The organism is Dietzia sp. NPDC055340, from assembly GCF_053645335.1.
In genome coordinates this window covers 1-1503 of sequence record NZ_JBSHML010000041.1, presented here as the reverse complement: position 1 = coordinate 1503, position 1503 = coordinate 1, and the positions used below count along the sequence as shown (strand labels likewise).

Sequence of the window (1503 nt, the reverse complement as noted above, 5' to 3'; positions counted from 1 at the left end):
GGGGGGTGTCCCTATGGTGATTGTCAAGGGTTTTGGTGACGGAATGCGAGGGTTCTATGCTGCGGCGGCGACTTTGGTCGGTGCTGGTGGTTCTCGGTAGAACTCGCGGTTGGTCAGCATGGCGTAGATGACGTTGCTCCGGCGGCGTGCCAGGCACATGACGGCGGCGTTGTGCTTCTTGCCTTCGGCACGTTTGCGCTGATAGTAGCGCCGTGATGGTTCGTGGCAGTTGCTGGCGATCCAGGCGCTGCGGAACATGGCGTTCTTTAGCCGTTTGTTACCGCTTCGAGCGGGGAACTCTCCCTTGATGGAGGTTCCGCTGCGTCTGGTGACCGGGGCGATCCCGGCGTAGGCAGCCAGGTGCGATGCGGTCGCGAAGTCACTGCAGTCGCCGATGGCCAGCAGGATGTTGGAGGCGGTCTTGATTCCGATGCCGGGCATCGAGATCAAGACCTCGGCAAGAGGGAACTCATCGAGCATCCCCTCGACCTGACTGGCGATTGTCTCCCGCTGTTGTTGAAGCGATTTGATGTTCGCAGCGAGCTGCGGGATGACCAGCTCTGCAGCCTCGGTGCCGGGCACGATGACAGTCTGTTCGGCTAGGGCGGCGAAGATGCGATCGACGAGCTCGACGGGGTCTTTCTTGGACCGATTGCGGGCCCACCTGAGTACCCGGCCTCGGCCGGCTGCTGCGAGCTTGGTGGGGCCGCCGTAGTGCATGAGCAGGTCCAACACGACTGCTCTGGCCAGGATGTCGCCGATGAAGACCCGCTCGAGTGCCGGGTGGATCTGGGTCAGGACACTGCGCAGCCGGTTCTTGGTCCGGGTGCAGTCACGGGCGATGTCGTCGTCGAATCCAGCGAGCATCTTCAATGCGGAGAGCACCTCGCTGTCCCGGTCCACGGCACGCAGGGTGTGCGGCATGGTCCGTGCGGTGTCGGCGATGATGAACGCGTCCCGGGCATCGGTTTTCGACCGTCCCGGATACAGGTCCGCAGCTTTGCGCATCGCCAATCCTGGCAGGTAGGCGACTTGGCAGCCGCAGTCTCGTGCGACCGCCACGGGCAAGGCGCCGATGGTGTTGGGTTGATCGACGATCATCAACACCGGCCCGTGCTGCTGCAGGCTCTCGAACACAGCTTTCAGTGCTACTTCGTCTTGGACCAGCGGCTTGTCGTACAGGCGTGAGCCGTCCTCGGCCAGAGCGCAAGCGTGATGGGCGCTCTTACCGACGTCCAACCCCACGAATACGGCGTAGTTCTCGGACATGGTGATACTTCCCTTCTGAAGTATCCCTGCTGGTCACCGTCTTGACACCCGATGCCGACACCCACGTTACTAAGAGACCTCGCCACTTCGGCGGGCCGCGTCCCTATCAGCGGTCAACGCGTGTCTCTCGAGTAGGTGGCAACACCCCCCGGACCATTGATGGCAGGGCAAGAAAGCCATGCCCACTCAAGCGACCAGACCTCCGACCACCGGAGGTTCAATAACGGTAACGGG

General features: G+C 62.4%; 1 protein-coding gene. It reads right to left on the bottom strand.

Translation table 11 applies throughout. The annotated features are described in order from the left end of the window. Nucleotides 1-54 precede the first annotated feature (54 nt). Nucleotides 55-1269: an IS110 family transposase gene (locus tag ACWIFB_RS17280; protein ID WP_454058891.1), complete on the bottom strand. Its 1215-nt coding sequence runs from the start codon at nt 1267-1269 to the stop codon at nt 55-57. Between the last annotated feature and the right edge of the window lie 234 nt (nt 1270-1503).

Bases quoted from the DNA above. Each gene is read 5' to 3' on its own strand.
- ACWIFB_RS17280 (WP_454058891.1), bottom strand. From the start codon at position 1,269: ATGTCCGAGAACTACGCCGTATTCGTGGGGTTGGACGTCGGTAAGAGC.